The organism is Streptomyces angustmyceticus, from assembly GCF_040701845.1.
Taxonomy (GTDB): domain Bacteria; phylum Actinomycetota; class Actinomycetes; order Streptomycetales; family Streptomycetaceae; genus Streptomyces; species Streptomyces angustmyceticus_A.
The window spans coordinates 48,928-72,089 of record NZ_JBFBHQ010000023.1; the positions used below are offsets into that span (position 1 = coordinate 48,928).

A 23,162-nucleotide genomic window follows, 5' to 3' on the forward strand; every position below is an offset into this window, starting at 1 on the left:
GATGGACTACCCGCCCCACCGCCCCGCTACGGAAGCGCAGCTATTCGGCTCCGGCGCGGATATGGCGCTCACAGCCCTTCGCATTGCACGGGCCGATGCCCGACGCAATCGCAACCAGCCCCCCGGCCGCATGCCCCGCTCTCGACGGGCGGGCCGTTCCGAGGCCGTGTCCCTGGGCGCCGCTATCAGCGAACTCCTCGCCAAAAACAACTGGCTCGCCTCCGTTGACGACAACCTGGTCAGCCAATGGCCTTCCATGATCGGTGATCTCGCCAAAGGCCTGACCGCCATCGCCTTCGACCCCGCCACCGGCGCCCTCGCACTGCGCCCCGCCTCAACGGCCTGGGCGACACAAGCCCGTCTGCTCGTGCCGCAGATCATCCGGCAGGTCAACAAGCACCTGGAGCGCGAGACGGTACAGACCATCCGTCTCCTCCCGCCCGGAACTGAGGGGACGACAAAGGGCAATCGCAGTACGACGGCTGCCCTGGAACAGCAGAAACAAGCCAACTATCCAAACTCGACGAGAGCCGGCCTCCTGGCCGACCCAGATCTGCAGGCGGCGCTCGAGCGCCAGGCCCGGCAGACACCACGCGAGGCTGAAGACCTCTTCGCCTACCACCACGCCGAATCACGCGCCCCGAGGACCGTTCACACCCGCGCCTTGGCCCGAGCCCGCGCCCTGGCCCGGCGTCGCGAGGCGGCGTGAAACCGTCCAAGACGATCGCTCGCGCTCACTAGGCTTGCCCAGATAACGGGGCAGTTGTCTGGTCAGCAAAGGGGGAGAACGTGGCTGAGGACGAGACCGAACCGCCACAGCCTCCCAGCGACCTGAACGCGGAAAAGAATGTCCTGCGCGCGATGCTGTTGTCCTCCGATGCAATCGCCGACATCGTCGAAGTTCTGCACGGTCACGACTTCTACCGGCCCGCTCACGAGCTGATCTACACCACCATTCTGGATCTCTACGCCCAGGGCCAAGCCCCCGACCCCATATCGGTGGGAGCAGAACTCAGGGCACGCAAGCAGCTGGCGAAGGCAGGCGGCACGGAATACCTGCACACGTTGGCAAGCAGGTCCGGACGCGGAAAGGCCTGGCTCAAGGACGCCGAGCGGGTCCAGGCCACCGCCGTGCTGCGCCGCACCAAAGTGGCCGCCGTTCACATCGAGAACCTTGTCGCCGAAGGCACCGCGGACAACGCAGACCGTATCGCTGACGCCGTGCAGACCGAGATCTTCGCCGCCACCGCCCGCGGCCGCCACGGGCTGCCGCCCGCCTACTCGCTTGCCGAGGTGCTGGAAGGCACCCTCGACGAGATCGAAGCCGTCGGCAGCACCGGCCAGATCGCGGGAGTCCCCACCGGCTTCACCGATCTCGACACACTCACCGGAGGGCTCCAGCCAGGACAGCTGATTGTCGTCGCCGGGCGCCCCGCCATGGGCAAATCGACCCTTGCCATGGACTTCCTGCGCGCCGCCTCCCTCAAATCCGGCCTCCCCTCAGCTCTGTTCACACTCGAGGCCGGCAGACACGAAGTCTCCATGCGGCTGCTCGCAGCCGAAGCACGCGTAGCCCTGCACAGAATGCGCTCCGGCACGATGACGGACGACGACTGGACACGGTTGGCCAAGCGCATGCCCGACGTCTCCGCCGCCCCCCTCTACATCCAGGACGGCGCATACGCCACGCTCACCGACCTGCGCGCACACTGCCGACGCCTGCGCAGCCAGCGCGACATCCGCCTCATCGTCGTGGACGCCCTGAACCTGATCAGCTACGGCACCCGGCCCTTCGCCTCCCGGTACGAGGAGATCTCCGAAATCTCACGGTGCCTCAAGCTCCTGGCCAAGGAGCTGGAGATTCCCATCGTCGCCATCTCACAGCTCAACCGGAGCCCCGAACAGCGTCCAGACAGGAAACCGCAGGTCAACGACCTACGAGACTCCGGTGCTTTGGAAGACAACGCCGACTTGATCATCCTCATCCACCGCGAAGATGCCTACGAGGAGGACTCGCCTCGCGCCGGAGAAGCGGATCTCATCGTGGCCAAGCACCGCCACGGCCCCACAGCCACGATCACCGTTGCCTACCAGGGGCACTACTCACGCTTCGTCGACATGGCACAGACCTGAAACGAGCAAACGCTGACAAGCCAACGCGGCAAATCTCCACACGACGCCCTCACACGACATGCCGGCAGCTCACAGCCGCGCGGTAGCCATCGCACCCACCGCTGAACACCTGGCCCGAACCGAATCTCAAGAAGCGGAGATGGGATGACAGAAATCATCGGCGACGTACAGGACCCGGCGGAAATGATGCCCACGCCGTGGCCCGACCTGACTCAACTCGCCGAACTCAACTTCCGCCACAAGGTCGGCATCATCGCCCAGCGCGGGAGCCGCGAAGCAAAGGTCGGCCGGGATATCGCCGTCCACGCCGCGCGAGCCGGCATCCCCGTCGTCCTCTTCACCGGGTATCCGCCGGCCACACCCCCGACCAAGCTCCTCATCGATGAGACTCCTGCGCCGACCGCAACACAGCTCAACGCCAGCGCCAAGAAGCTCATCGCGGGCCAGCAGCCGCGCCTCATCGTCATAGAGCGCTTCGAGCGGCTACGGCAGGAAGATCCTGAGCCCCAGTGGGACGACGCTCCGTACGACCCCATCGACGACCCCACCAACGAATCGTGGGGAGACCGGTTGATGTGGACTGTCCGCGACGTCCGGGTCGAGATTCCCACCCTCTTCACAACAGTCGTCGACCCCGTGCCTGACCTGTCCCGCCCCTTGTTCAAATGGCTTCACGTCGATCACCCAGCGATGGTGATGACGGACGTCTGCAAGCCAACCCTCGTGGTCGCACGCACCAGTCCGGAGTCGGTCGAGGCGCGCCTGGAAGTCGATCCACACGAGTACCGGACCGGCACCCTCTCGACCTTGCTGTGGGAGCCGTTGGACGCCAGCAACACCTGACACACTCCCTGTGCCCCGCCTACTGCTTGCCAGATTCCCGAACGGAGACAGCGTGATCCCCTCCACCCGATCTCACTACGCCAAGTACGAGACCGCGGAGGGGCGGCCGACCGCCACCCGCCCGGTCATCGCGTGGGACGACGACGGCCACCCCATGGTCGTCGGCAGCCTCGGACTGGTCCGCGCCGAGGAATGCGGAAACTTCGTCCGCGTGGACGAATACGAAGCCCCCATCGTGGCCGCTGTTCCCGGCGACGGCTGGTTGGTCGACTGCAAGGACGCCGAAGGCAACACCTGGACCGACCGAATCCTGGCGTGGACTGTGCACGCGGACGGCACCGCCGTACCCCTCACCACGGACGCGGACGGCGTTACGGGCGACGCTACCAAGGGCGTCGGTGAATACCGGCTGTACCACCCCGGCACCACCGAGCAAGCCAAGGCGGAGCACACAACGTCGTCGCCTTCCGTCGTACCCGGGCGACACGCTCCTCGGCGCCCTAAATGGTGCGGCCGCTGCGACGGCCCGGATACCCGCAAGCACAAGGGGCTCCCCTGCGACTGCGCCGAGGCATCCGCGACGTCGCAGCAGCTCTGCCAGTACTGCGACACAGCACTCGACCCTTGCTACGGCACATCCGATTTCAAGGTCTACTGGACCGATGCTAAGAGGCAACAGGCTTGCCCGAAGGCCCCAGTGAGCGTGGTCGTGAACGACCAGTCGAAGATCACCTTCTGAACCTTGGCAGACACTCGACCTGGAATACGTAGCCGACGACTGGTGGAGCGCGCCGGCAGCGCCGAATGGTTCAGCGGCGGATCTGGATGGTGACCTTGATGGCCGTTCCGCCGACGATCGCCGCGCCGAGTCCGGCCACGGGCCCGACGAGTTCGATGTGCCCGGTCAGGATCAGCAGCACGACAGCGAGTGCGGTGAGCAGTGCTGCCATGGCCAGCAGCCAGCGGATGCTGCTGGTGGTGAAGCGGGTGGGGTTCGGGGGGCCGTCGGTGGAGGCGGCGGACATCTGATTCTCCTTGTGAGGTGCGTCGTTGCTGGCTTGTATGTCTGACGATGCACCTGCGGAGGAGGTCTTCGAAGCGGTTGGATGTTGTGCAGGCGACAACGTGGGGTTGTCCCGGGACAACTGTGGTGAGTGATGGGTGTGAAGAGGGCGGGCCGGCCGTGGGCTCCGGCACGCGGCAACTGCGCGGAGATGAACCGCCTCGTGGAGACGGTCCGGTGCTGGTTGGATGAGGCATCTGTGACCGTGACGGGCTTTCACCGCCGACTGACCCCTGACCACTTTCATGACCAGCATGTGCCGCCCCTTCGGAAGCTGCGCGACCTGCTCTCCGGCGAGGAATTGCCGTGGGAGCTCGTCGAAGCGGCAGCCGATGTGTGTTTCCCCGGCGAACCTGCAACACAGACGCAAGACCGGCTCGCTCCGCTGCGGGAGCTATGGGACGCCGCCCAGACCGCGCCCACGGCGGTGAGCGGTGACGCGTTGCCGTCGGTGGCCCGCGAGCTGCTGGAGGCCAAGGACCGGACGATTGCCGCCTACCAGGAGATCGATCGGGCCCGGCAGGCGTTCCAGGCGAGCGAGCGTGGTCGCCTTCAAGCTCTGCAGATGGCCACCATGGTGTTTGTCCTGCTCGGCCAGGCGCAGGCCACGATCTCGGATCTGAAACGGCAGGTCGATGGCTTGCAGATCGCTGTGCCCCCGGCCCCCGCGCAGCTTGCTCTCGTGGAGCAGCATCTGGAGCGGGCGGTGGTTCAGGAGCACGATCTGCGCGGTGCACTGAGCAGGGCCGAGCGCGAGCGTGACACCGCCCAGCGGGTCGCGGATCATGCCGCGCGGCGCATCCAACAGCTGGAGTGTGAGCTCGCGCAGCTCAGGACCGAAGAGGGTCAGCCACCGGACACACCCGTTGTTCTCGATGCGCTCCCGGTTGTGCGGGAGGCGGACGGGCCGGCAGCCAGCACAACGTTCGAACAGATCGAGGAGGCGCTGGGCAAGGTTCGTTCCGTGCTCGATCGCGAGCACGAGGCGGTGCAGGAAGCCGCCGACGAGGTGGGCTGGCACCCCATGGCGGATCGCGGCGCAGTGGTGGCGGGGGAGGTTCTCGAAGCGGGGGAGGGGTTGTCCCGAACTACTGCGGACAACTCTGCAGGCGAGATGACAGCAGCGGTTGAGCGCTCCCGGCGGGCAGGCACAGACCGGGTCCGGTACGTCGGGGCGGCGACGCGGCGGATCAATCGGGGCATAGATCTCGACGAGATCGTGCTCGGCCTGTGCCGGGCGACGGTCCCCACGTTCGCCGACGCGATCCTGGTGTATCTGCGTGACCCGCTGCCGGTGGGCGACGAGCGCCCGACCGGCCCGGTGGTGCTGCGGCTGCGCCGTACGGACCGGACCCTAGAGGAACCGGGCTCCAATGGTGCCCGGCTGCCGGTGCTGCCCGCGCAGCCGGGCCTGGACTGGTCAATGGATGACAGCGCGCCCGAGCTCGTCGAGGTGCAGCCCGGTGGAGCGCTGGCAGATGTGCTGCGGGGGGTACGCCCTGTGTTCGGGGAGCCGCAGGCGGCGGGTACGGCACTGGCGGAGCTGCTGGGCCCGATTACCCGGCTGTCGGGCGGGCATCGAGTGGTCCTGGCCCCGCTGCGCGGGCGGCGGCGGGTGATCGGCGCGGCGGTGTTCCTGCGGCGGCCGGGCCGGCCGGCGTTCGAGCGGGACGATCTGCTGGTGGCGGCGCAGTTGGCGTCGCACACCGCGCTGGGCGTGGACAAGGCGGGGCTCTACGGTCGCGAGGCGCGGATGGCGGACGCGTTGCAGCGCAGGATGCTGCCGTTCTCGCTGCCGCAGCTGGCCGGTGTGCGGCTGGCGAGCCGGTATCTGCCGGCTGCCGAGACGGCGCGGGTGGGCGGTGACTGGTACGACGCGTTCACACTGCCCGGCGGCCGGATGGCGCTGGTCGTCGGCGATGTCATGGGGCACTCGATGGCATCGGCCGCGGTCATGGGGCAATTTCGTGTCATGACGCAAGCGTTGGCGGGCGAGGACCGGGCGCCGCAGGAGGTACTGCGCAGACTCGATCGTTTGGCGCGGGAGCTGGGTTTCGAGGTGCTGGCGACGTGCCTGTTCGCGGTCTATGACCCGGTCGCGCACCGGGTAGTCATCGCGAACGCGGGGCATCCGCCTCCCGTGATGCTGCACCGCGGTGGCCGCGCGGAGGTGTTGCGGGTCCCGTCCGGCGCGCCGATCGGAGTGGGCGGGGTGGATTTCGAGGCGGTGGAGCTGGACGCCCCGGCGGGCGCCACCCTCGTGCTCTACACAGACGGGCTGGTCGAGTCGCGGATCCGTGACGTGTGGACCGGGATCGAGCAGCTGCGGGAGCGGCTGACCGAGACGGCCCGGCTGACGGGCCCCAATCCGCCGCCGCTGGAGCCGTTGTGCGACGAGGTACTGGACATGCTGGGGCCCGGCGACCGCGATGACGACATCGCGTTACTGGTCGCCGGGCTGGACGGCATCGCACACCCGAAGTCGGAGGCGTGAGCCGGTTCCTTCCCTGAGGGCGCGGGGGCCCCGAAGCCAGACCGCAGATCAGCCCGTCCGGCCGGGACGTGAGGGAGGCTGGCGGTAGCCCCCGCGGCCGACTGCTGGACATTTCGTACCACGCATCCGCTCGGACAGATGCTGAAGGGCGGCGGCCCGGCCGGCCTGTGCGTACCGTCGAAGCCATGCGATCGCTCTGGCAGGGAACGGTCTCCTTCGGCCTGGTCGTCTTGCTTATCTAGATCGTGTGCCTATCTGCCCAGGTCAGATGAGTGTGAATGGCTGAGGGACGTACGGTCAGTCTCGTCAACGCAGGCGGTCAACCGAGAGCTGGCCGCAGGAGCGTGAAGGGGCCCCAGGCGGTAGCCGCCCGCCGAGCAGGGCCGCGCAGGCCCGACGGTCAGCAGCCCGCCGACGAGGAAGGTGCCCTGCACGTCGGCGAGCGGCAGGACCAGTTCGGACCTGGAAGCGCCGTGCAAGCAGCGGCATCAAGCGGATCTTCGACCGGCTGGTGGCCAAGTGCGGTGCGGTCGAGGTGACCAGGTTGATCGCGTTGCCTGGTCGGACCTACGGTGGCGAGCCGTTCGAGGCGATGGCTTCTCAGGTATGCCGAGACCAGAAGGCGACGAACGCGATGTAGGCGATGGCGGCGGTTGCCACGAACCAGAAGTACGGATCGCCGCTTCTTCCGGATGCCAGTTCACCGATGAAGGCGTAGAGATTCGCCACGGTAAGCACCACGCCCGTGCCAGCCCAGGCTCGCCCTCCGATCCGGGCGAAGCGCTCGTCGGGAGCCTTCTCGGTGAGGCCCTGATAGGTCTCGCTCCGGCGTCCCAGCAGCACTAAGGCAAGACTGCAGGCCGCCAGGATCCCGAACGTCACCAGGCCGAGAGCGAGGCGGCCGCCGAAAGTCGCGGCCACGAGGCAGGCGACTCCGATGGCGAGGAAGAAGCCGGGGACGGACCGCCTGGCTCTGTTACTGGTCATCTGCTGGGCTCTCTTCGACATGGAACATCTCCTCAACGCTGACCTCGAAGAACCTGGCCATGGACAAGGCGAGCGGCAGGGAAGGTGTGTACCGCTCGGTCTCGATTGCGTTGATCGTTTGCCGTGAGACCCCGAGGGCTGTGCCTAGCTGGCCCTGGGAGAGTCCTCGTGACGACCGCAGCTCCCTGACGCTGTTTCGCATGTGTAAAGCTTACTTGTCACCCCTCAGTGGTTGTCAAGCTTGCTTTACAGGAAGGGCAGGGCTCGCGCGGCGCTCGGGCACCGTGTTCACCGTGCTGGTGGCCAGCCCGGTGTGGAAGGGCGAGTGCATCCCTGACCGCCCCTTGGAAGGCCACAACCCCGCCCGCGAGTGCGGCTCCGGTGGTGTCACTTCTCACCGACATTTCGCGACGCCCCGCCGCAACCGAATTCATTTGCCGCGTGGGGTGACGCTCAAATGATCAAGCAGGTCCTTCGGGATTGCCCATTCACCCCGCGGTCGAAAGCACCCACTCAGGTTGGCTCGTGCTGATTGCCGTCCCGGATCATCTGTCGGAGGCTCGTGCGGGCCGCGGCAAGGTCCTGCTGAAGCTCATGCACGTGATCGGCGAGTGGCCGGAGCTGGGCCAGCTCGTGTTCGAGCTTCCTGTTGGCTTCCGTAAGTTCGGTGATCCGCTCAGTCAGCTTCCGATTGCTGATCTGATCGAGCTGATGTCCGAGGTGCTGCCGCATAGCGGCTCGGAGCTGATTACGTTCCGTGCGGAGTTCTTTGATCTCCTCGCGGGCCATGGCCAGGTCGGTGTGGAGGCTGGCGGGGCTTGCCCGGCGGCCTTGGGCCGCTTCGGTGACGGGAGCCTGTTCCTGCCGCTGGATGGCTGCTTGGACGTGTTCGCGGATGCCTTCGGCGTAGACGAGCCAGGTTGACACTTTCGCAGTGCGGGCGACGGCGGCGAAGGAGATCGGCTCGCCGTCGTCCAGCATGCGCCGAATGGTGTCGAGCACGCGTTGGCGTTTGAGGAGGCTGGTCTGTCGCCGGGATTCGGCGAGGACGTCAGCGGGGGTTCGGGTAGCCATCTCACGCTCCATTCTTGGCGGCGACGGTCAGGGGGAGGAGCTTGTGGTCGCCGCCGGCTCGGACCCGGCGAAGGACAGCGGCGGCCTCCTCCAACTCGGCTCTATCGTCCTTGAGCAGGGCTGCCATCCGTTCGCGCATCGTCGCCGCGACTTCTTCGTAGGAGTTGATCTGAGCGGTGAGGTTGTCGATGACGAAGCCGGCTGCGTCCATCGCCCGAGCCTTCTCGCGGTCAGCTCGCAGGCTGTTGGCGTGGTCCTCGATCGCGGGCAGGTAGGACGGATCGGGACGGTAGAAGCCGCAGCCTGAGCATTGGAAGCGGATCGGGCATGCGTGTCCGCCGGCCTTGACGTTGGTGGGTTCGGTGCAACCGCCGAACGGAACGCCCACTGAGCGCTGTTCGTAGGCAGTCGGCGAGCAGGGTGTCGCGGTCCCGTGTCGGTCGGCAACCATCAGGCTCAGGGTCTTGACGGCCTTGCGCTTGCGTTCCAGAGAGACCCGGTAGTATCCCATGGTCGTTTTTGGATCATCGTGGTCCATGAGGTCTCGGAGCACGTCAAGTGGGGTGCCCGCGTCGGCATGCCGTTGGGCGAAGGAGTGCCGGAAGGCGTAGGGATAGATCAGGGACCGGTTGAAGGGGATCACGTTGCCTTCAGAGTCCATGGCGTCACTGCCCAGGGTGTCGAGGTTGTTCACCCAGGTCCGCATGCCGGCACCGAAGTTGTTGCTCATGAGGTGGTCTGATCCTCCGGCGGAGGTGATCGCCGGGAACAGGTAGGGCTCGCTGACGCTCGGGGCGTCAGGCAGGGTGTCGCGGAGATGCGACCTGCTCGGAGACCCAGCCAGGCCCGACACCGAACAGCAGGAACTGCGTCATCGTTCCCAGAACCGCATTGGCACTGCCGTCCTGCCGGAAGCGGATCACCGACTGGTTCTTGCAGCCCCGCGGCGGGAGAGGGACGCTCACCAGCCACTCCCGGAAGCACAGCAGGTTCTCGAAACCCGGCTCCGACCACCGCAGCCCACGCTCGTCACACCAGGTCAGGTACAGAGCCACCCGGCTCGCGCAATTCCGCTCAGTGTTCACCGACCGGCCCAGACCACGAACCTGGTCCAAAAACGCGGTCGCCTCACGATGCAGCCGGAAGACCCCGTCGACGACCACCCAGGCGACTCTTGAGGACTCCGGTACTTCAGCCTTCTCAGCTCGATAGATCACGTATGGACTAACGGGCCAAACACCCCAGCGACCTCTCAGATACCCATCAGCCACACAGACGAATGAGCCCTGACCTCACGTACCTCACGCCCGCAATCCAGATCTAGATAACACTGCCCGTGGACATCTACGCAGCCACTGACGACCACGGGCCCGGTCTCCATCTCGTGCATTCCGTCGACGGCGGCCGCGTCCGCCACCGGCGGGTGTGCGAGCTGGACGGACGGGAGGTCAGGCCGGAGGAGACCGCCCGCGGCTGGGAGGCACCCGACGGCCGCACGGTGGTCATCCAGGACGCCGACCTCGAAGCCCTGCCGCTGCCCACGAAGCGTGTGATCGAGGTCGTCAGGTTCATCGGCGAGACCGACGTTGACCCGCTGCTGTATGCCCGCCCGTACTGGGTGGGCGCCCACGGCCGCGGTGATGGTGCGGGCGAGGGTGGTCTTGCCGGTGCCGGGTTCACCGGTGACGCGCCTGCGCCCCGCCGCAGGGAGGTCCGGGCGGGGCGCAGTTCAGTGGGGCGTCACAGCCAGTGCTGGAACCACGCGAACGTCAAGCCGATGATGCCACTCCCGGCCGCATACAGGGCGCCGCGCACGGGCTCCTGCCACAGGGGGCGCTGCTTCCACGTCGAGAGGTTCTGCCACGTCGGGCGCCGGCGCCGGCGCCACTGCAGGGTGCGGCCCAGGGCGCCGCGCAGGCGCTGGTGGGAGCGGGCGCGGCGGCTGCCGTTGCCGTCGCCAGACGGGGTGGTACCGTCGTTTTTCAAGGTGTTCCTCCAAGAAATGTTGGGGTCTTCGCGGACCTGCTGGGTGGTGCATCGCGTGGAGAGCCCTCTCGACCAGTGGCCTAGGAACCGGGGTCGGGAACGGGCTCTCTTTCGCGTTGTGTTGATGGTACCGAGCGTCGGGTGAGCCGCTTGATGGGTCACCGCAAGTCGCAAGTGCCTTTCTGTTCCCTTCTGTTGAGATGCGTTCCTGAAGAGGGGTCAGAGCGTGGTCAGACCGTGTGCAGAAGGGGCGCCGACCAGCCCTTTTACCTGCGCATGTGGGATGGGACACACCTTTGGTCTGTGGCACAACGGTGTACAGCACCAGACAGGTGAACGCAGAACCCACGTCGGTGCGGAGGAACTCGTCGACGAGGAAGATGAAGCAGCCGGCCTGCGTCGGGGCACATCGGTCAGCAGCATGCAGGATCCGGGACGCTACGCCCCGCGAGGAGCAGCAAACGCGCGGCTCGATGCGCTAGCCGGTCGTCCGCCAGGGAATACCCTCCGGCGGCGGCCGCTCAGAACAGGCTCGACGCCGCCCACATGACGAGCGCGTACAGGCTCGTCCCTCCGGTGCAGATGATCGCCAGCCACACCAGGGCGCTCCACGGCCACGGGGCGGGCACCTCGGGCTTGGGTGGCTTGGTGGGGCAGCACTTCGAGCAGTGGGCGTCGGGCATGGCGTCATCGTCTCGGCCGCGGGGCGGGCCCGGTAGAGCGGGACGGACCGAACATGCGAACACCCCCGACCGGGATCCGGTGCGGGGGCGTTGGTGTTCATCCCCGGACGTGCGGGGCGATCTGACCTTACGACCGGGGCGGGGCCGGTGTGCAGCGACACACGGTCAGTCGGTGGTCGCCTCACCCTTCAGGGCCTGCCCGATGGTCGCCTCGCTCAGGCCGGTGGCACGGGCGAGGGCGGCCTTGGTGACGCCGCGGGCGGCCGCGGCGCGGATGGCGCGGTTGCGGCGGGCGACGTGCTGCCGCCGCAGCCGGTCCCCGGCCACGGTGCGTTGCAGAATCCGCGCCCAGGCGAGGAGCGCCCGGCCCTGCCAGCGGCGGACGGTCTCGGCGAGTGCACGTGGGCGGGATGCGGGTGTGGTGTTGCCGGCCAACGGGTCCCCCAAGGCTCGTTCGGCGGTGAACCTTTCACGGTGAACGGAGGGCCGGGGGCCCGGCAAGAGCGCGAACTCGCCGAGCGACGGCCTCAGGGGCTACCGCCACTTGCTGACGGCCGCGGCGTAGCTATGCGGGCTGACGCGAATCCTGTACCAGCCGACGCTCAGCGGGCACCCGGGCCGGCATGCGGGGCGCCCGCAGACCTCGAGGCGTCGGCCCGCGGGGATGCCCGGAATGGTGTGGCAGGCCCAGGTGCGGCAGTGCCGGCATCGGGTCCAGAGGGCGTTGCGGTCGTGGTCGTAGTAGCCGGTGAGGACGGGCGTGTGCTGGGTGTCGTGGTGAGCGGGCATGGGGTCTCCTAACAGTTCGGGGCATGGCGGCATGGCCTTGCCGCGGGTAGAGGCGGTAGGCGGTGTGGTGGGCGTCGAGGTCGTGAATGCCGGTGGTGAGGCCGGTGGTGAATCTCTAGGGAGTCGGTTGCCTGAACGGTCGATGGGTGTGGAGGGCGGGCGACCGTTGGCGGCACGAAAAGGCCCCCGGCCGTCGGCTGGGGGCTGTGGTGGTGCGTGCGTTCTCTAGTGGTTATGGGGTGGGCGTATCACTGCGACCATCCCCTGGTCGAGGCCCGGTGCGCGCCCATGGAGGTCACTGTTCCGTCACACCTCCCTCACACCCCTGCCCGGCCCGGGATGATGCCCGCACGCGACCTTGGGGGATTCATGCGCATCCGCACCGCTGTCACCGCTGCCGCTGTGCTGGTCGGGCTCGCCGGCTTCACCGGCTGCGGCCAGAGCTACAAGGAGCTGACGGAGGGCTGCTTGACGGCGCTAAAGGCACGCGCCGACGGCGACAAGAGCAAGCCAGCCGAGTGCGAGGGCGTCAAGCGCAAGGACTACACAGCCCTGGTGACGAGCGTCGCCATCGACGACCTGGGCTGGACCGACGAAGACGGCAAGTTCGACAAGAACAAGATGCTCGACAGCCTCAAGGACGGGAACTGATTGCGCAACGCCAGCGCCGCCCGGGAGCGCACCGTGCGCGCGGCCAGGCCGAAGTCCACCTTCACCAAGCGTCAGATGTGGGAGGACGCCGCCCGCCGCGCCGAACGCGCCGCCGTCGAGCAGGACCTGCGCCGCGACGACGTCGAGCTGCCCGCGTACGACACCGAAGAGACCGGCGCGGGCGGCCCGCAGATGTCCGAGGAGCAGCAGGACCGGCTCGACGCCCTCCGCCGCCAGCAGGAGCTGCGCACCATCCGCCAGCCGACGTGCGGGCGTACGGCGACCTGCCCGACGAGGATCTGCGGACCCGGCTGGCCTGGTTCCTGGAAGCCGCCGAGGCCCGCGAGGAGTACTGGCAGCGGTCCGAGGACCTGGAGCGCGACGCGGCGGCCGGCACCACCCACGGCCGCGAGTTCGCCGCTCGGGCCAACGTCGCCCTCACCGCCGCCGAGGCCCTGCTGACCCGCGCCCGTGAGGAGACGGACGCCGCTCTGGCCGCCGAGCAGAAGGCCAAGGAGATGCGCAGCCAGTACGACCAGACCGCGGCCGCCCGCAAGGCCGGCCACGTCAAGCTCGCGCTCGCCTTCTCCACCAAGAAGGGCTGAAGAAGACGACCGGCCACCTGCTGGAGCAGCGCATCGAGGCCGAGGACCAGCAAAGGCGCGCCCGGCGTGCCGTCGAGGACGCCCAGGCCGGTGCCTGGGAGACGCTGACCGGGCACGCCGACGTCCGGGCCCCCGGTGCCACCGGCAACCGCCCGGCCACCGTCGAGGACCTGGCCACCAGGCTCCGGGAACTGCGCACCGCCCTGCCGGACAGGGCGCAGGCGATCGACACCGGCGACCTGCGCCGCCGCAACGACGCCCACGGCCGAGTCCAGTCCTCGACGCGGGAGGCCGACCAGTTCCGCAGCTACATCGACGAGGTCCGCAAGGAACAGACGGACCGGCAGAAGATCAGTAGCTGAGCACCGACCGGCACGAGCAGGAAGCGGGCTACCGCGCCAGCGAGGCCGCCCGGCAGAACCGCCGGCAAGTCCAGCACCAGGCCGCCGACGTCCAGCACGAACAGCACAGCCGAGGCCGCAAACGCTGACGGGGGACCAAGGTATCGGCACTCCGCAGCTGATACCGGGCCGTCGTAGACCTGTTAGGTTAAATGGGGGCAATGAGGGGTAAGCAGCAACGTAGTGTTCCCCGGCAAGCGTCACCGGGGACACTGCACGTTCCGGTGGGTCAGGGCACGAAGTTCTTCTGCCACTCCAGCGAGGACATCGACAGCGCGGCGTCGGCGAGGGCCTTCGCCATCCCTCCTGGAGCGCTCGCCGCTGCCCGGGGCTGGTGCAAATCCTGAAGGCCCGGGAAACTCCCGGGCCTTCAGGGCGAACCTCTGCAGGGGAGGGGACCGAGGGGCACAACCTCGGCGGGTCCCTCCTCCATCCGGTACCCGAAGCCGATTCTCAGCGGACGACGAGTTGATGCGGATTACGTGGACTGCAGTGGTTCTTCGACAGATGCGATACATGCGCTGAACTCAGGGGACACAACCCGTTTCTGACGCCGTTTCCGATCCGTCTGCTCTTGACTGTAGCGGGTGCGGACCGTTCCGCGCCAACCCTCTTTGCTTGCGGCCGTTGAACCCCCTACCTTTGCACCCTCTAGAGGGCGTTCCCGCCTGGTGTGAGGGGTACCCTTGTGCCGGATGCGGGGGTCCTCTGTACCCGGCACTAAGTAACTTTAAAAATTACTATTCTCTACTGCAGAGATACGGCAGGTGACCCGGTGCAAGCGGAAAGGTCTCTGACGGCCCCCCGGCCGACGGCGCCGTCGAACAACGCCTTGAAGGCCGCGGAGGGCGCCGGGCGGTACGGACGCAAGAAGGCCCAGCTGCGCTACAGCTTCGTCGAGCGGGCCACCCCCGACGATCCGCCGCCGCCCCTGGCGCAGATGCTGCGTGGGGGACGCGGCGGCCACGTACGGCTGAAGCTCTACCTCAGCTACCTCTGGATGCAGCGCGACGACGTCGCCCAGGGCCTCACGTTCACCGCACGTGCCTGGGCCACCTTGCTCGACCTCCCGGACCCGCCCAAGGCCGGCGCACGGCGGATCAGCGACGCCCAGAGCTGGCTGACCGAACACCGCTTCATCACGGTCGAATCCCAGCCGGGACGCCCCAACCAGGTGGTCGTGCTCAACGAGACCGGCAACGGCGAGCCCTATATCGCCCCCGGTGCCGCGGCCAAGAAGGAAGCCGCCACCAACCTGTTGGGCGCGGTCGTCCACCGATACGTGCAGATCCCGAAGACGTTCTGGCTCAACGGACACCTCACCCTGTTGTCTGGGGCCGGTCTCGCGATGTTCCTCGTGCTCCTGTGCCAGCGCGGCCCGGCAGACGACGGCACCGCCTTGTGGTTCAGTCCCAAGGACGCACAGAACAGGTACGACCTGAGCGAGGACACACGCGGCAAGGGCCTGCGAGAGCTCGCAAAGGCCGGGCTGGTGACGACCAAGCGCCGTGCCATCAACCCCACCGATTTCGAGGTCGTCCACATGCGCAACGTCCACTACCTCAAGCTCGGCAGGCTGGATGAGACCGCCGCCTTCACCCCGAAGCGTCGCGTCGTGCGCGTCCCCAAGAAGCGCGCGGGGACTGGCTGACCCGGTGAGACCGGCGCAGATGGCCCCTGGCCTGGTGCGGGTCGGGGAGCTGTAGCACCACCCACCACACAGCAGGCGCGCCCGAAGGGGCCGGACGGGCCGTCCGGCCCCTTCGCTGTGTACGGGGGAGGAGCCGAACATGCCGGTCGTCGCAGAGTCGCGCGACTTGCTCCCGAATCCGGTAGGGGGTGCGAGAAGAGCGCTTGCGTCCTCGACCGCGGGCTCCACGAACGTCTGATCAGGGCCGCGCTGACGTGGGCCAGCGACGTACGCCACTAGTCGGGTCGTCCCTCTGGCACCACAGGGAGCGGCTGGCGGGTGCGGGCGAGCTGTTCGCGGTGGCGGCGGCGGTCGCGCCACCACTCCAGCCGGTCCTTGGAGTTCTGCGGGAGGGCCGCCTGCAGGAGGAGGGCGGCGGCGCCGGGCAGGGAGGTGATCACGAGGGCCCACCAGGGGGCCCCGGCGAAGGCGAGGGCTGCGGGCGGCGCGGAAGTGGCTGCTCCGGCCCCGAGCATGGGCAGAGCGCGGGTGCGGTTGTACACAGGTAGGCCGACGCGCTGAAGGGGCCCGCTGCGCGCCGTGCTCCTCGGTTTACGGGTTCGGCTGATGGCATGCGGTGCACCCGGGGCCCGCGGGTGCTTAAAGCTCCACGCGCGTCACCGCGTGGAGTGGCCGGACCAGTTCTACCTTCTACCCCAGAGATAGAACTCTCCGGGCAGGAGTCTGCCCCGTCAGGGGCCGATGCGGGGCGGTTCAGGGTTTTCTCCGTATCCGTCCGGAAAGATCATCAAATGTTCTGAGGACCCAGGCCGTTGGCGATATCGCGTTGGATAACCCCTTTTATCCGACGCGAGGGTCCGTCTAAGAACCGATCGGTTCCCGGTCAGCACGGTGCCGCTGGGCGAATCCCCCTTCGGACCCGGCAGCACGTGTTCAAGAAGGGTGTTCACGCTGCTTGGTGGCCGGACTCTTGGCCGCTGGACAACGAAGTGACGGAGTTCGTCGACAACTGCGACGACGACGACGACTTTTTCGCCGAGATGGGCTGTGAAAGACCTGGTCACAAGCTTCTGACTCTCCTTCAAGCTGCGGGGCTTGGAGGGCTCCCTACTCCCGGACTCCCAGCCGTTGAGCTGCGGTTTCGCTGGCGACGGGCGGTCAGGCGCCTTGCGCAGCATGGTTTGAGGGAGGTGGACAGAGCCGGGTGTCTACCGGGTCCGCGTAGGCTGTCTTTCGCTTCTCCGTCCGGTTCGTGTGCCTGACGGGGCGTACGGCCGTTAGCGATGCCGCGCGTACGCCCCGCGTGGTACATGAGCGGCATCGCAGGATCAGGAGGAGCGACCCGGTGAGCAATGGATTAGATCCGCAGGACGACTCGGAGCCACATGGCGACGAGGAGGCCGGCGGTGATGCACCACCTCGCCGGGGAGATCGCAGAGTGCGCGACGCCGTCGTGACCGCAGCGGTGAACGCTGTTGCGGGCACGGTTTCCGGAGTGATCGCTACGGTCGCTGGAGAGGCACTGTTGCGGGCGTTGGGCCTGAAGTAGGGCCCTGGACGCACCGCGCCCCGAGTGCGGGAACACTCGGGGGCGCAGGCGATTTCCCGTCGGACCCTGGCTGCTCTGCCAAGGGAGGTCAGGGTCCGACCCCTGCTCCAGACCGTGGCTCCGGCCTGGCTTTGCGTGCTTCGACCTGGGAGGTCGGCCCGCGGTGACTCTGAGCGGCCTGCATGCACCGCTCTTAAGCCTTCGTGGACCCCGATCGGGGCGTGCAAGTCTTAAGAGTCATCCGTGATGCACGGTACCCCACTTATACGCGTAAAACTTGACCGCATTTGACCTCGTGGCCCTCTGACCTGCGACGATGGCACAAGTAAAGTTAGCCATGTCGTTTGTCGGGGCGGTCCGCGGGACCGTGGTACACGCCACCCGGCCGTCCGTGCCGGGGCCCTACAGCACCCCGATCATGGCGTTCTCCTCCCAGCCCTCGGCGTCCTCGAAGTAGCCCTCCATGACCCCGGAGTTCGGCACCCACCCGCCCTGCTTGGCGATGACCTTGCGGTCGTTGCCGGCGCGCCGGGATTCTTCGGCGGCGCCGCGGCGGGGGGAGTGGCCGGTGTGGCGGACGGGCAGGTCGGCGCGGGCGGTGAGCCGGGTGGTGACGTCGCCGATGGCCTCCGGGGACAGTCCGGCGTCGGTGACGGTGTGCCAGCGTGGGTGCAGGGCGCGGAAGGCGAAGCCGTCCGGGTCGCTCAGGCCGGCGGACTCGGTCCAGGCGCGTTCAGGCGCGGACGGGGCAGGTGGAGGGGCGGGAGCCGAACGGCACCTTCACCTTGCGCGGGCTGATCTTCGAGACGCGGACGCCCTGGCTGTTCTCCTGGTCGACCCCGATCATCCGAAGGTGCAGATGCTCTACGGAGCCTGGGGCTACCGCAAGGTCGGTAACAGGCAGCCGAGCGTTGCCGCCTGGCTCCCCAGCGGGTGCGGGGAGCAAGACGGTGAGCGGGACGCACCCAGGCGCAGGTCACGCTGCTCCCCGCATCCGTGCTTGCGCTAGCGCCACTTGGGTTCGTACTTCTACGGAAGCGTGTCCTGCTCGCGCCATGACACCGGCTGTCCGCTCAGAGGCCGAGCCGTACCGGCCCGGCTGGAGTGCCGGAGGTGATCAACTCCGCCAAAAAAGTCGCAAGATCGCGGGGCGAGAAGATGTCGGAACCGTCATAACAGGCGACTTCACGCAGTTTCCACCACTTCAGACCGCTAATGTTCTCCGCGGCGAGCTCGTCGTCGGACAGAGTCCCGCGCGGATTGAACCTGGTGGCACGTACGAGGAAGTAGTCGTTGATGACGCCGTCGTAGCCCGCGGCATGTCCATGGGCCACAACTTCCTGGTGCCACACGTGCGGCGGGTCGGTCCTGATGGCGAGGCCCACCTCTTCCCGCAGTTCACGGCGCAGCGCGGCAAGTGGCGTCTCCCCCGGCTCGATCCCTCCGCCGGGAGCTGCCCACACCACTGTTCCCGCCGGATCTGGAATCGCGAACCGGCAGAGAAGGATGCCGTCGTTCTCGTCGAGGATGATCGCGCGGACTGAGTGACGCAGGTTCACGGGCGGCATCCGGACACGCTATCCGTCCGCGGCAAGGATGGTGTGATCGGACAGGTGGACCAAGCCGAGTAACTCACCGTCACCGACCACAGAACCTGATCCAGAACCCGAATTGGTCAAGAGATGCTCCGTTCTCGTGGACAGAGCCAACAGCAGCAGCGACCTACGTGAACCACCCCGATGACCCGAAGGTGGCCTGGCGCACCTCCACGGTCGGCACCCTCGTGAGCTCGCGCGGGACCCATGGCTCGGGCACAGCGAACGGTCCCGTCCTGTACGTGCCCTGCACGTAGTGGCACATTGGAGGGCCTGCGGCAGCCGGGTTGCCTCTCAGCCGCAGGCCCTCCATTCTCCGGAGAGGAACAACCGTGACCTCGGATTCCGATTACGACTCGCTGTGGCGTCGTTGCGCTCACCTGGGCCGTGTTCTGCTGCCGCTGGTGGACCAGGAGCCGGGGCGGCAGGCTGATCGCCACGAGAACCTGCGGACCTGGGGCATCACCACGGTGGTGGGCGAACGGCTGATCCAGGTCTTCGCGGCCCTTGCCGCCCATGCCGTTGCGACCGACGCCTCCGTGCCGGCTGCAGACCTCGACGCCCTGCCTCTGCGGACCGTAGCCAACGCGGCCACCGGCAAGCGGGACTTCGAACTGCTCGCCGGGCTCCCGCACACCTTCACCGACGACCGCGACCAACAGGCCGTCAGCCTCTTCCGCCTGTCCGCCTACGAGGGCGGACAGGCCAGTCGCCGGCTCTTCCAGCTGAGCAGGGAAGTGCGCCATGCACTGATCGTCCTCGCCGAACACACGCCCGTGCCCTGCCACACATGCGGCGACGCCTTCCGCCAGGCCGCTGCAGCTGGCCTGCCGCAATGATCATCAAGAGCGGTGAACCGACCTCAGCACCGTCCGTCCGGCCGGGCCGTGAGGGAGGCCGATTGCCGCGGAGCTGAGTCGGATCACGCCGGCGGCGGCTGCTGGACATTTCGCACCGCGCCTCCGCCCGGACGGATGCGGAAGGGCGGCGGCCGCACCCGGCTGTGCGTACCGTCGAAGCCATGCGATCGCTCTGGCAGGGAACGGTCTCCTTCGGCCTGGTCGCACTGCCCGTGGACATCTACGCAGCCACTGAAGACCACGGGCCCGGCCTCCATCTCGTGCATGCCGCCGACGGGGGCCGCGTCCGCCACCGGCGGGTGTGCGAGCTGGACGGCCGGGAGGTCGGGCCGGAGGAGACCGCCCGCGGCTGGGAGGCACCCGACGGCCGCACGGTGGTCATTCATGACGCCGATCTCGAGGCGCTGCCGCTGCCCACGAAGCGTGTGATCGAGGTCGTCAGGTTCATCGACGAGGCCAACGTCGACCCGCTGCTGTATGCCCGCCCGTACTGGGTGGGCGCCCACGGCCCCGGGGCCCAAAAACCGTACGCCCTGCTGGTCGAGGCCCTGGCCCGGTCCGGTCGCCTGGCGGTGTGCAAGGTGGCCCTCCGGTCGCGGGAGCGACTGTCCGTCCTGCGGCCGAGGAACGGAATCCTGGTGCTGCACACCCTGCACTGGCCCGAGGAGATCCGTGACCCCGGCGACCTGTCCAGCCCGGCGCCGACCACCGACCGGGAGCTGGAGATCGCCGAGCTGCTGATGACCGAGATGGCGGGCGTGGACATCACCGACCTGCACGACGACTACGTCCAGGCGCTGAACCTCCTCGTGGACACCCTCGCCGCCGGCCGCACGGCCACGCCGCCGCTGGAGCCGCAGCCACCGGTGGACCTGATGGCAGCACTGGAGCAGTCCGTGCGCGACGCCCGGCGGGCGCGCAATGGGGGCCACGCTTAGCAGAATTTTCTGCGATGCGTCTATTCCGCTTTTGTTCGAATTGAGTCAATGCGCGTAATTGACGCATCTCGCACACGGTGAACCCTGGCGAACCCTGGCGAATTCCGTAACGCCGAGAAAAAGACCGTTCGGCCTGGGCGCATGCCATAAGAATGTTCGTCGGACGATTCCGGCGTAACGCCTCGTCCGACCGCCCCTTGGCTGGGCAGACCTCGTCATGTCCGACGCCGAACGCAAAGGAGTACGGCGCACACCGGGCGACCGCGAATGTGCGTTGACCTGCAATGACCGATGTTCTGACACAGGCGTGGCCCGAGTACGTCGCGGGCGTTGCCGTACTGGTGACCGGCTGGGCCGGCGCCCAGGCCCTCAAGGCGCTGCGCCGCCGACGTCGTCGGCGGCCCCCGGCCGAGCTGCCGCAGGTGCCCTCCCCTGATGGGGCCAACGAGTAGCTCTTTTTTGCTTTAGTTTTCTAATTTCTGGAGTAGCAACTTCGATGCCTACAGAGAAAGTCGTCCGTCAGACGACAAATAGCGTCGTCCGTCAGACGACATCACCCGAACACCCCGAAGCAGAATCCAATCGCCATTACGCGTGGCAGCACCTGCGGACCCCGCAGCCTTTGCAGGAAGACGAGTGGGCCGGCGAGCTGGCCAGACCCGTCACCACCCTGCGAACCAGCGGACTTCTGAGCGAAGTCGCGGACAAGTACGACTTGGTGACCCAGCTCATCGAGCGCCAGGCGGCGGACGAGGCCACCGAGACGGACCTGCTCGCCGCGCTCCTGGTGCTCCGCACACTGCGCGACAAACTCAAGCTCGATGAAGGCCGCATCATCGGCGCGGCGCGCACGAAGGGCGTGACCTGGGCGCGGCTTGCCACCGCGCTGGAGATGCGCACCCGCCAGTCCGCCGAACGCCGCTATCTGCAGCTGCGCACCGACTTCGACGACGCGTACGGCGCGCCCCTGAGCCAAAGCGAACGCGTGGACTACTGCCGTGCTCTGCGCGATCGGTACGCCGAACTCCTGTGGGCTGACAAGCACCAGAACGAGATCGTCGCGCTGGCCCGCCGGCTCGCGGCTGTACCCGACCTGCAACAACGCGCTGACCAGTCCTCCGCGGCAGCGACCGCCAATGCCAGGGCCACCGAAATCGCAGCGAAGGACGGCAAGCCCGCCCCGGAGCCGGCATCCGTGCCCTGGCCCGGCCTGCTCGTTGAGCTCCTGGAATCCAGCACCGCCGCCCCCTCGGTGACACACGGCGAACAGAAACGTACGCACATGCTCTTCGGGCTCATCGGTCACGCCGTCGACCCCAGCTGCATCAACCTGAGCGACCACGACGACATCGTCCGAGATATCCGTCAGCTCTACCGCGACGCCGGCTCCGCCGCCCCGCGCATCCGCTACGAGCGCCGACCGGGCCAGGAGGCGTAGATGTCGGCCGACAGCTGGATCAGCCCTGGACCTGGCCGTTCGGCACGGCCTGCTCGGCTGGCTGGTCCAGCTGCTGCTGGCGTCGTCGCTGCTCGTTGCGCAGATCCTCGACCCGCTTGGTGAACAGCGCCAGCGCCTGGTCCTCCTGCCCAGTCTCGAAGTTGCCGTAGGGGCCGACGCCGAGTGCGTATCCGTTTGCCTCCTCCTCGACGGAGTCGGCCGTCTGCTGCAAGAAGTAGCTGCGCTCCCGGTACTTGTAGTAGCCAGTGAAGGTGGAAGCGAGGGTGATGGAGACACTGATCGCCACCAGCGTGACGCTCTGCCAAGTCAGCTCTTTGCCGGTTTCGAGGCCGGCGACCAAGGTGCTGAGGGCTGACCCCACCATGACGAGGGACTGCAACGAGTTGTGGACGCGGCGGTACTTGCGGCTGTCGTTCTGGTATTGCTCGATGAGGCTGGCGACATCCGCGCGGTAGAGGCTGCGGCGCTCGTTGAGCGAGGGGTGGGCCAGTGCAGTCAGGAAGCGCAGGGCGTCCCGGTTCGTCGCCAGGCCGTCCTCGATCGCTTCCCTCCTGTGCATCCGGCGAAGGCGGAGCGTAGTGAAAACGGCGACGCTCAAAGAAGCGAAGAGGACCACGGCGCAGGGGATGCCGACCTTCAGTGCCTCGGCCGGCAGCCCCCAGTGCGTCGTGATCCAGTAGGTCGAGACGAGCACCGTGGTGACCGCGAGGGCCACGGCTATCCGGTGCCTGCGGACGAGCGCATTGCGGTCGGCCAGGTCGTGCTCCCACGTCCGCACCAGGGCGCGCAGCCGGTGGACCTCGAGTTGCTCGTTCTTCTGCAGCTGACGCTCAGCAGCGCTCAGCGCCTCATCCGCCACGGCTCGGCGGCGAGGGGCGTCATCCTCGGATTCACGGCTCAACAGAATGCCCTCCGCGTGTCACCAGCGATCACTGCTGACCTTTCCACGTGGGCTGTCACGGTGTCAGCGAGATCGATCCAGCAGCGGCAGCCGTTTCTCCTCGCTGGAGACGACGCTGTCGACCAGGGCCAGGAGCCTGTCATCGATGTCATTCATGCTCGGCACAACTTGCGTGCTGGGTGCGGTCACGGCAGCAGGGGAGCGGCGCGGAAAGAAGTGAAGGGCATGAGCCGGTCGGCTCATGCCCTTCAACCCCATCCGCGGGGACGGATGCGATGGACGCACCAGCCCAACGAACAACCGGCTACGACGGTCACACACGTGCGCTGGGGGTCGAAGTGCTGGAGCTCAGGTGCGGTGTCGGGCCCATGCGGTGTCGGCCCCATGCTCGCCGACCGCCCCCGGGAACGGGGCGGGCACAGGGCCTGCGGCTTGTCACGGTCGTCTGCCAGGAACGGCTGCAGGCTCCTGCCCTGTACGGGCACCGGGCAGTGGCTCGG

Annotated in this window: 26 protein-coding genes and 1 pseudogene; 13 read left to right on the plus strand and 14 right to left on the minus strand. The window is 67.6% G+C overall.

The genetic code is table 11. From position 1 onward, the window contains the following. Nucleotide 1 precedes the first annotated feature (1 nt). The 4 genes from AB0411_RS30400 to AB0411_RS30415 all read left to right on the plus strand — a co-directional run bounded on the left by AB0411_RS30400 (nucleotide 2) and on the right by AB0411_RS30415 (nucleotide 3,715). Nucleotides 2-709 carry a DciA family protein gene (locus AB0411_RS30400; protein ID WP_366420497.1) on the plus strand — a complete coding sequence of 236 codons (708 nt, stop codon included), beginning with the start codon at nucleotides 2-4 and terminating at the stop codon, nucleotides 707-709. 152 nt (nucleotides 710-861) lie between these two features. Then, nucleotides 862-2,133: a replicative DNA helicase gene (gene dnaB / locus AB0411_RS30405; protein ID WP_366420539.1), complete on the plus strand. Its 1,272-nt coding sequence runs from the start codon at nucleotides 862-864 to the stop codon at nucleotides 2,131-2,133. 144 nt (nucleotides 2,134-2,277) lie between these two features. Then, the gene (locus tag AB0411_RS30410; protein ID WP_328743595.1) at nucleotides 2,278-2,976 is read left to right on the plus strand and encodes a hypothetical protein; all 699 of its coding nucleotides are present in this window, start codon (nucleotides 2,278-2,280) and stop codon (nucleotides 2,974-2,976) included. Between the two features lie 52 nt (nucleotides 2,977-3,028). Further along, nucleotides 3,029-3,715 (plus strand): hypothetical protein, encoded by a 687-nt coding sequence (locus tag AB0411_RS30415; protein WP_328743596.1) that lies wholly within the window; start codon nucleotides 3,029-3,031, stop codon nucleotides 3,713-3,715. A gap of 70 nt (nucleotides 3,716-3,785) precedes the next feature. Here the strand turns inward: AB0411_RS30415 and AB0411_RS30420 are convergent, their stop codons facing one another. Continuing rightward, nucleotides 3,786-4,001 (minus strand): hypothetical protein, encoded by a 216-nt coding sequence (locus AB0411_RS30420; RefSeq protein ID WP_328743597.1) that lies wholly within the window; start codon nucleotides 3,999-4,001, stop codon nucleotides 3,786-3,788. A 237-nt stretch (nucleotides 4,002-4,238) separates the two neighbouring features. Between AB0411_RS30420 and AB0411_RS30425 the strand changes: the two genes are divergently transcribed. Beyond that, on the plus strand, nucleotides 4,239-6,533 hold the full coding sequence (locus tag AB0411_RS30425; RefSeq protein ID WP_366420498.1) for a PP2C family protein-serine/threonine phosphatase: 2,295 nt from the start codon (nucleotides 4,239-4,241) through the stop codon (nucleotides 6,531-6,533). Nucleotides 6,534-7,133: 600 nt separating this feature from the next. Here the strand turns inward: AB0411_RS30425 and AB0411_RS30430 are convergent. The 5 genes from AB0411_RS30430 to AB0411_RS30450 all read right to left on the minus strand — a co-directional run bounded on the left by AB0411_RS30430 (nucleotide 7,134) and on the right by AB0411_RS30450 (nucleotide 9,757). Continuing rightward, nucleotides 7,134-7,541, minus strand: a complete 408-nt coding sequence (locus tag AB0411_RS30430; RefSeq protein ID WP_366420499.1) for a hypothetical protein — start codon at nucleotides 7,539-7,541, stop codon at nucleotides 7,134-7,136. Further along, nucleotides 7,510-7,722: a helix-turn-helix transcriptional regulator gene (locus tag AB0411_RS30435; protein WP_328743602.1), complete on the minus strand. Its 213-nt coding sequence runs from the start codon at nucleotides 7,720-7,722 to the stop codon at nucleotides 7,510-7,512. The genes AB0411_RS30430 and AB0411_RS30435 overlap by 32 nt, the downstream gene beginning before the upstream one ends. A gap of 311 nt (nucleotides 7,723-8,033) precedes the next feature. After that, nucleotides 8,034-8,594, minus strand: a complete 561-nt coding sequence (locus AB0411_RS30440; protein WP_328743603.1) for a DUF6262 family protein — start codon at nucleotides 8,592-8,594, stop codon at nucleotides 8,034-8,036. A gap of 1 nt (nucleotide 8,595) precedes the next feature. Next, nucleotides 8,596-9,324 (minus strand): tyrosine-type recombinase/integrase, encoded by a 729-nt coding sequence (locus AB0411_RS30445; protein ID WP_366420500.1) that lies wholly within the window; start codon nucleotides 9,322-9,324, stop codon nucleotides 8,596-8,598. 67 nt (nucleotides 9,325-9,391) lie between these two features. After that, a complete protein-coding gene (locus AB0411_RS30450; protein WP_366420501.1) occupies nucleotides 9,392-9,757 on the minus strand; it encodes a hypothetical protein in 366 nt (121 codons plus the stop codon). A gap of 173 nt (nucleotides 9,758-9,930) precedes the next feature. Between AB0411_RS30450 and AB0411_RS30455 the strand changes: the two are divergent. Further along, nucleotides 9,931-10,212, plus strand: a pseudogene (locus AB0411_RS30455) (Ku protein); the annotation flags it as partial. A 122-nt stretch (nucleotides 10,213-10,334) separates the two neighbouring features. Here the strand turns inward: AB0411_RS30455 and AB0411_RS30460 are convergent. From AB0411_RS30460 to AB0411_RS30475, 4 genes are all read right to left on the minus strand, one after another. Continuing rightward, the gene (locus tag AB0411_RS30460) at nucleotides 10,335-10,580 is read right to left on the minus strand and encodes a hypothetical protein (protein ID WP_328743606.1); all 246 of its coding nucleotides are present in this window, start codon (nucleotides 10,578-10,580) and stop codon (nucleotides 10,335-10,337) included. Between the two features lie 521 nt (nucleotides 10,581-11,101). Then, complete coding sequence (locus AB0411_RS30465; RefSeq protein WP_328743607.1) at nucleotides 11,102-11,263, minus strand: hypothetical protein; 162 nt, start codon at nucleotides 11,261-11,263, stop codon at nucleotides 11,102-11,104. Between the two features lie 165 nt (nucleotides 11,264-11,428). Then, nucleotides 11,429-11,710, minus strand: coding sequence for a hypothetical protein (locus AB0411_RS30470; RefSeq protein ID WP_366420502.1), 282 nt, complete (start codon nucleotides 11,708-11,710; stop codon nucleotides 11,429-11,431). An 87-nt stretch (nucleotides 11,711-11,797) separates the two neighbouring features. Beyond that, entirely contained in the window at nucleotides 11,798-12,052 is a 255-nt protein-coding gene (locus AB0411_RS30475) for a hypothetical protein (protein WP_328743609.1), read from the minus strand. A gap of 369 nt (nucleotides 12,053-12,421) precedes the next feature. Between AB0411_RS30475 and AB0411_RS30480 the strand changes: the two genes are divergently transcribed. Together AB0411_RS30480 and AB0411_RS30485 are read left to right on the plus strand one after the other, a co-directional pair. Continuing rightward, nucleotides 12,422-12,703 carry a hypothetical protein gene (locus AB0411_RS30480; protein ID WP_366420503.1) on the plus strand — a complete coding sequence of 94 codons (282 nt, stop codon included), beginning with the start codon at nucleotides 12,422-12,424 and terminating at the stop codon, nucleotides 12,701-12,703. Nucleotides 12,704-12,969: 266 nt separating this feature from the next. Continuing rightward, a complete protein-coding gene (locus AB0411_RS30485) occupies nucleotides 12,970-13,308 on the plus strand; it encodes a hypothetical protein (RefSeq protein ID WP_366420504.1) in 339 nt (112 codons plus the stop codon). Nucleotides 13,309-13,615: 307 nt separating this feature from the next. Here the strand turns inward: AB0411_RS30485 and AB0411_RS30490 are convergent, their stop codons facing one another. Continuing rightward, a complete protein-coding gene (locus tag AB0411_RS30490) occupies nucleotides 13,616-13,777 on the minus strand; it encodes a hypothetical protein (RefSeq protein WP_328743612.1) in 162 nt (53 codons plus the stop codon). Between the two features lie 764 nt (nucleotides 13,778-14,541). On the opposite strand from AB0411_RS30490, the gene AB0411_RS30495 reads away from it, so the two are divergent. Next, nucleotides 14,542-15,360, plus strand: coding sequence for a hypothetical protein (locus AB0411_RS30495; RefSeq protein ID WP_366420505.1), 819 nt, complete (start codon nucleotides 14,542-14,544; stop codon nucleotides 15,358-15,360). 275 nt (nucleotides 15,361-15,635) lie between these two features. Here the strand turns inward: AB0411_RS30495 and AB0411_RS30500 are convergent, their stop codons facing one another. Beyond that, nucleotides 15,636-15,800, minus strand: coding sequence for a hypothetical protein (locus tag AB0411_RS30500; protein ID WP_366420506.1), 165 nt, complete (start codon nucleotides 15,798-15,800; stop codon nucleotides 15,636-15,638). A 2,182-nt stretch (nucleotides 15,801-17,982) separates the two neighbouring features. Continuing rightward, on the minus strand, nucleotides 17,983-18,477 hold the full coding sequence (locus AB0411_RS30510; protein WP_366420507.1) for an NUDIX hydrolase: 495 nt from the start codon (nucleotides 18,475-18,477) through the stop codon (nucleotides 17,983-17,985). A 359-nt stretch (nucleotides 18,478-18,836) separates the two neighbouring features. On the opposite strand from AB0411_RS30510, the gene AB0411_RS30515 reads away from it, so the two are divergent. The 4 genes from AB0411_RS30515 (at nucleotide 18,837) to AB0411_RS30530 (ending at nucleotide 21,740) form a co-directional block, all read left to right on the plus strand. Further along, a complete protein-coding gene (locus AB0411_RS30515; protein ID WP_366420508.1) occupies nucleotides 18,837-19,343 on the plus strand; it encodes a hypothetical protein in 507 nt (168 codons plus the stop codon). A 182-nt stretch (nucleotides 19,344-19,525) separates the two neighbouring features. Continuing rightward, the gene (locus AB0411_RS30520) at nucleotides 19,526-20,302 is read left to right on the plus strand and encodes a Ku protein (protein ID WP_366420509.1); all 777 of its coding nucleotides are present in this window, start codon (nucleotides 19,526-19,528) and stop codon (nucleotides 20,300-20,302) included. Nucleotides 20,303-20,586: 284 nt separating this feature from the next. Continuing rightward, complete coding sequence (locus AB0411_RS30525; protein ID WP_366420510.1) at nucleotides 20,587-20,754, plus strand: hypothetical protein; 168 nt, start codon at nucleotides 20,587-20,589, stop codon at nucleotides 20,752-20,754. A 44-nt stretch (nucleotides 20,755-20,798) separates the two neighbouring features. After that, nucleotides 20,799-21,740, plus strand: a complete 942-nt coding sequence (locus tag AB0411_RS30530; protein ID WP_366420511.1) for a hypothetical protein — start codon at nucleotides 20,799-20,801, stop codon at nucleotides 21,738-21,740. A 19-nt stretch (nucleotides 21,741-21,759) separates the two neighbouring features. Here the strand turns inward: AB0411_RS30530 and AB0411_RS30535 are convergent, their stop codons facing one another. Continuing rightward, nucleotides 21,760-22,662, minus strand: coding sequence for a DUF4231 domain-containing protein (locus AB0411_RS30535; protein WP_366420512.1), 903 nt, complete (start codon nucleotides 22,660-22,662; stop codon nucleotides 21,760-21,762). Nucleotides 22,663-23,162 lie beyond the last annotated feature (500 nt).

Excerpts from the sequence above, each read along its gene's own strand:
- AB0411_RS30400 (WP_366420497.1), top strand. The coding sequence starts at position 2 with ATGGACTACCCGCCCCACCGCCCCGCTACGGAAGCGCAGCTATTCGGC.
- dnaB (WP_366420539.1), top strand. The coding sequence starts at position 862 with ATGCTGTTGTCCTCCGATGCAATCGCCGACATCGTCGAAGTTCTGCAC.
- AB0411_RS30410 (WP_328743595.1), top strand. The coding sequence starts at position 2,278 with ATGACAGAAATCATCGGCGACGTACAGGACCCGGCGGAAATGATGCCC.
- AB0411_RS30420 (WP_328743597.1), bottom strand. The coding sequence starts at position 4,001 with ATGTCCGCCGCCTCCACCGACGGCCCCCCGAACCCCACCCGCTTCACC.
- AB0411_RS30430 (WP_366420499.1), bottom strand. The coding sequence starts at position 7,541 with ATGTCGAAGAGAGCCCAGCAGATGACCAGTAACAGAGCCAGGCGGTCC.
- AB0411_RS30435 (WP_328743602.1), bottom strand. The coding sequence starts at position 7,722 with ATGCGAAACAGCGTCAGGGAGCTGCGGTCGTCACGAGGACTCTCCCAG.
- AB0411_RS30440 (WP_328743603.1), bottom strand. The coding sequence starts at position 8,594 with ATGGCTACCCGAACCCCCGCTGACGTCCTCGCCGAATCCCGGCGACAG.
- AB0411_RS30445 (WP_366420500.1), bottom strand. The coding sequence starts at position 9,324 with ATGAGCAACAACTTCGGTGCCGGCATGCGGACCTGGGTGAACAACCTC.
- AB0411_RS30465 (WP_328743607.1), bottom strand. The coding sequence starts at position 11,263 with ATGCCCGACGCCCACTGCTCGAAGTGCTGCCCCACCAAGCCACCCAAG.
- AB0411_RS30475 (WP_328743609.1), bottom strand. The coding sequence starts at position 12,052 with ATGCCCGCTCACCACGACACCCAGCACACGCCCGTCCTCACCGGCTAC.
- AB0411_RS30480 (WP_366420503.1), top strand. The coding sequence starts at position 12,422 with ATGCGCATCCGCACCGCTGTCACCGCTGCCGCTGTGCTGGTCGGGCTC.
- AB0411_RS30510 (WP_366420507.1), bottom strand. The coding sequence starts at position 18,477 with ATGCCGCCCGTGAACCTGCGTCACTCAGTCCGCGCGATCATCCTCGAC.
- AB0411_RS30520 (WP_366420509.1), top strand. The coding sequence starts at position 19,526 with ATGCGATCGCTCTGGCAGGGAACGGTCTCCTTCGGCCTGGTCGCACTG.
- AB0411_RS30525 (WP_366420510.1), top strand. The coding sequence starts at position 20,587 with ATGACCGATGTTCTGACACAGGCGTGGCCCGAGTACGTCGCGGGCGTT.
- AB0411_RS30530 (WP_366420511.1), top strand. The coding sequence starts at position 20,799 with ATGCCTACAGAGAAAGTCGTCCGTCAGACGACAAATAGCGTCGTCCGT.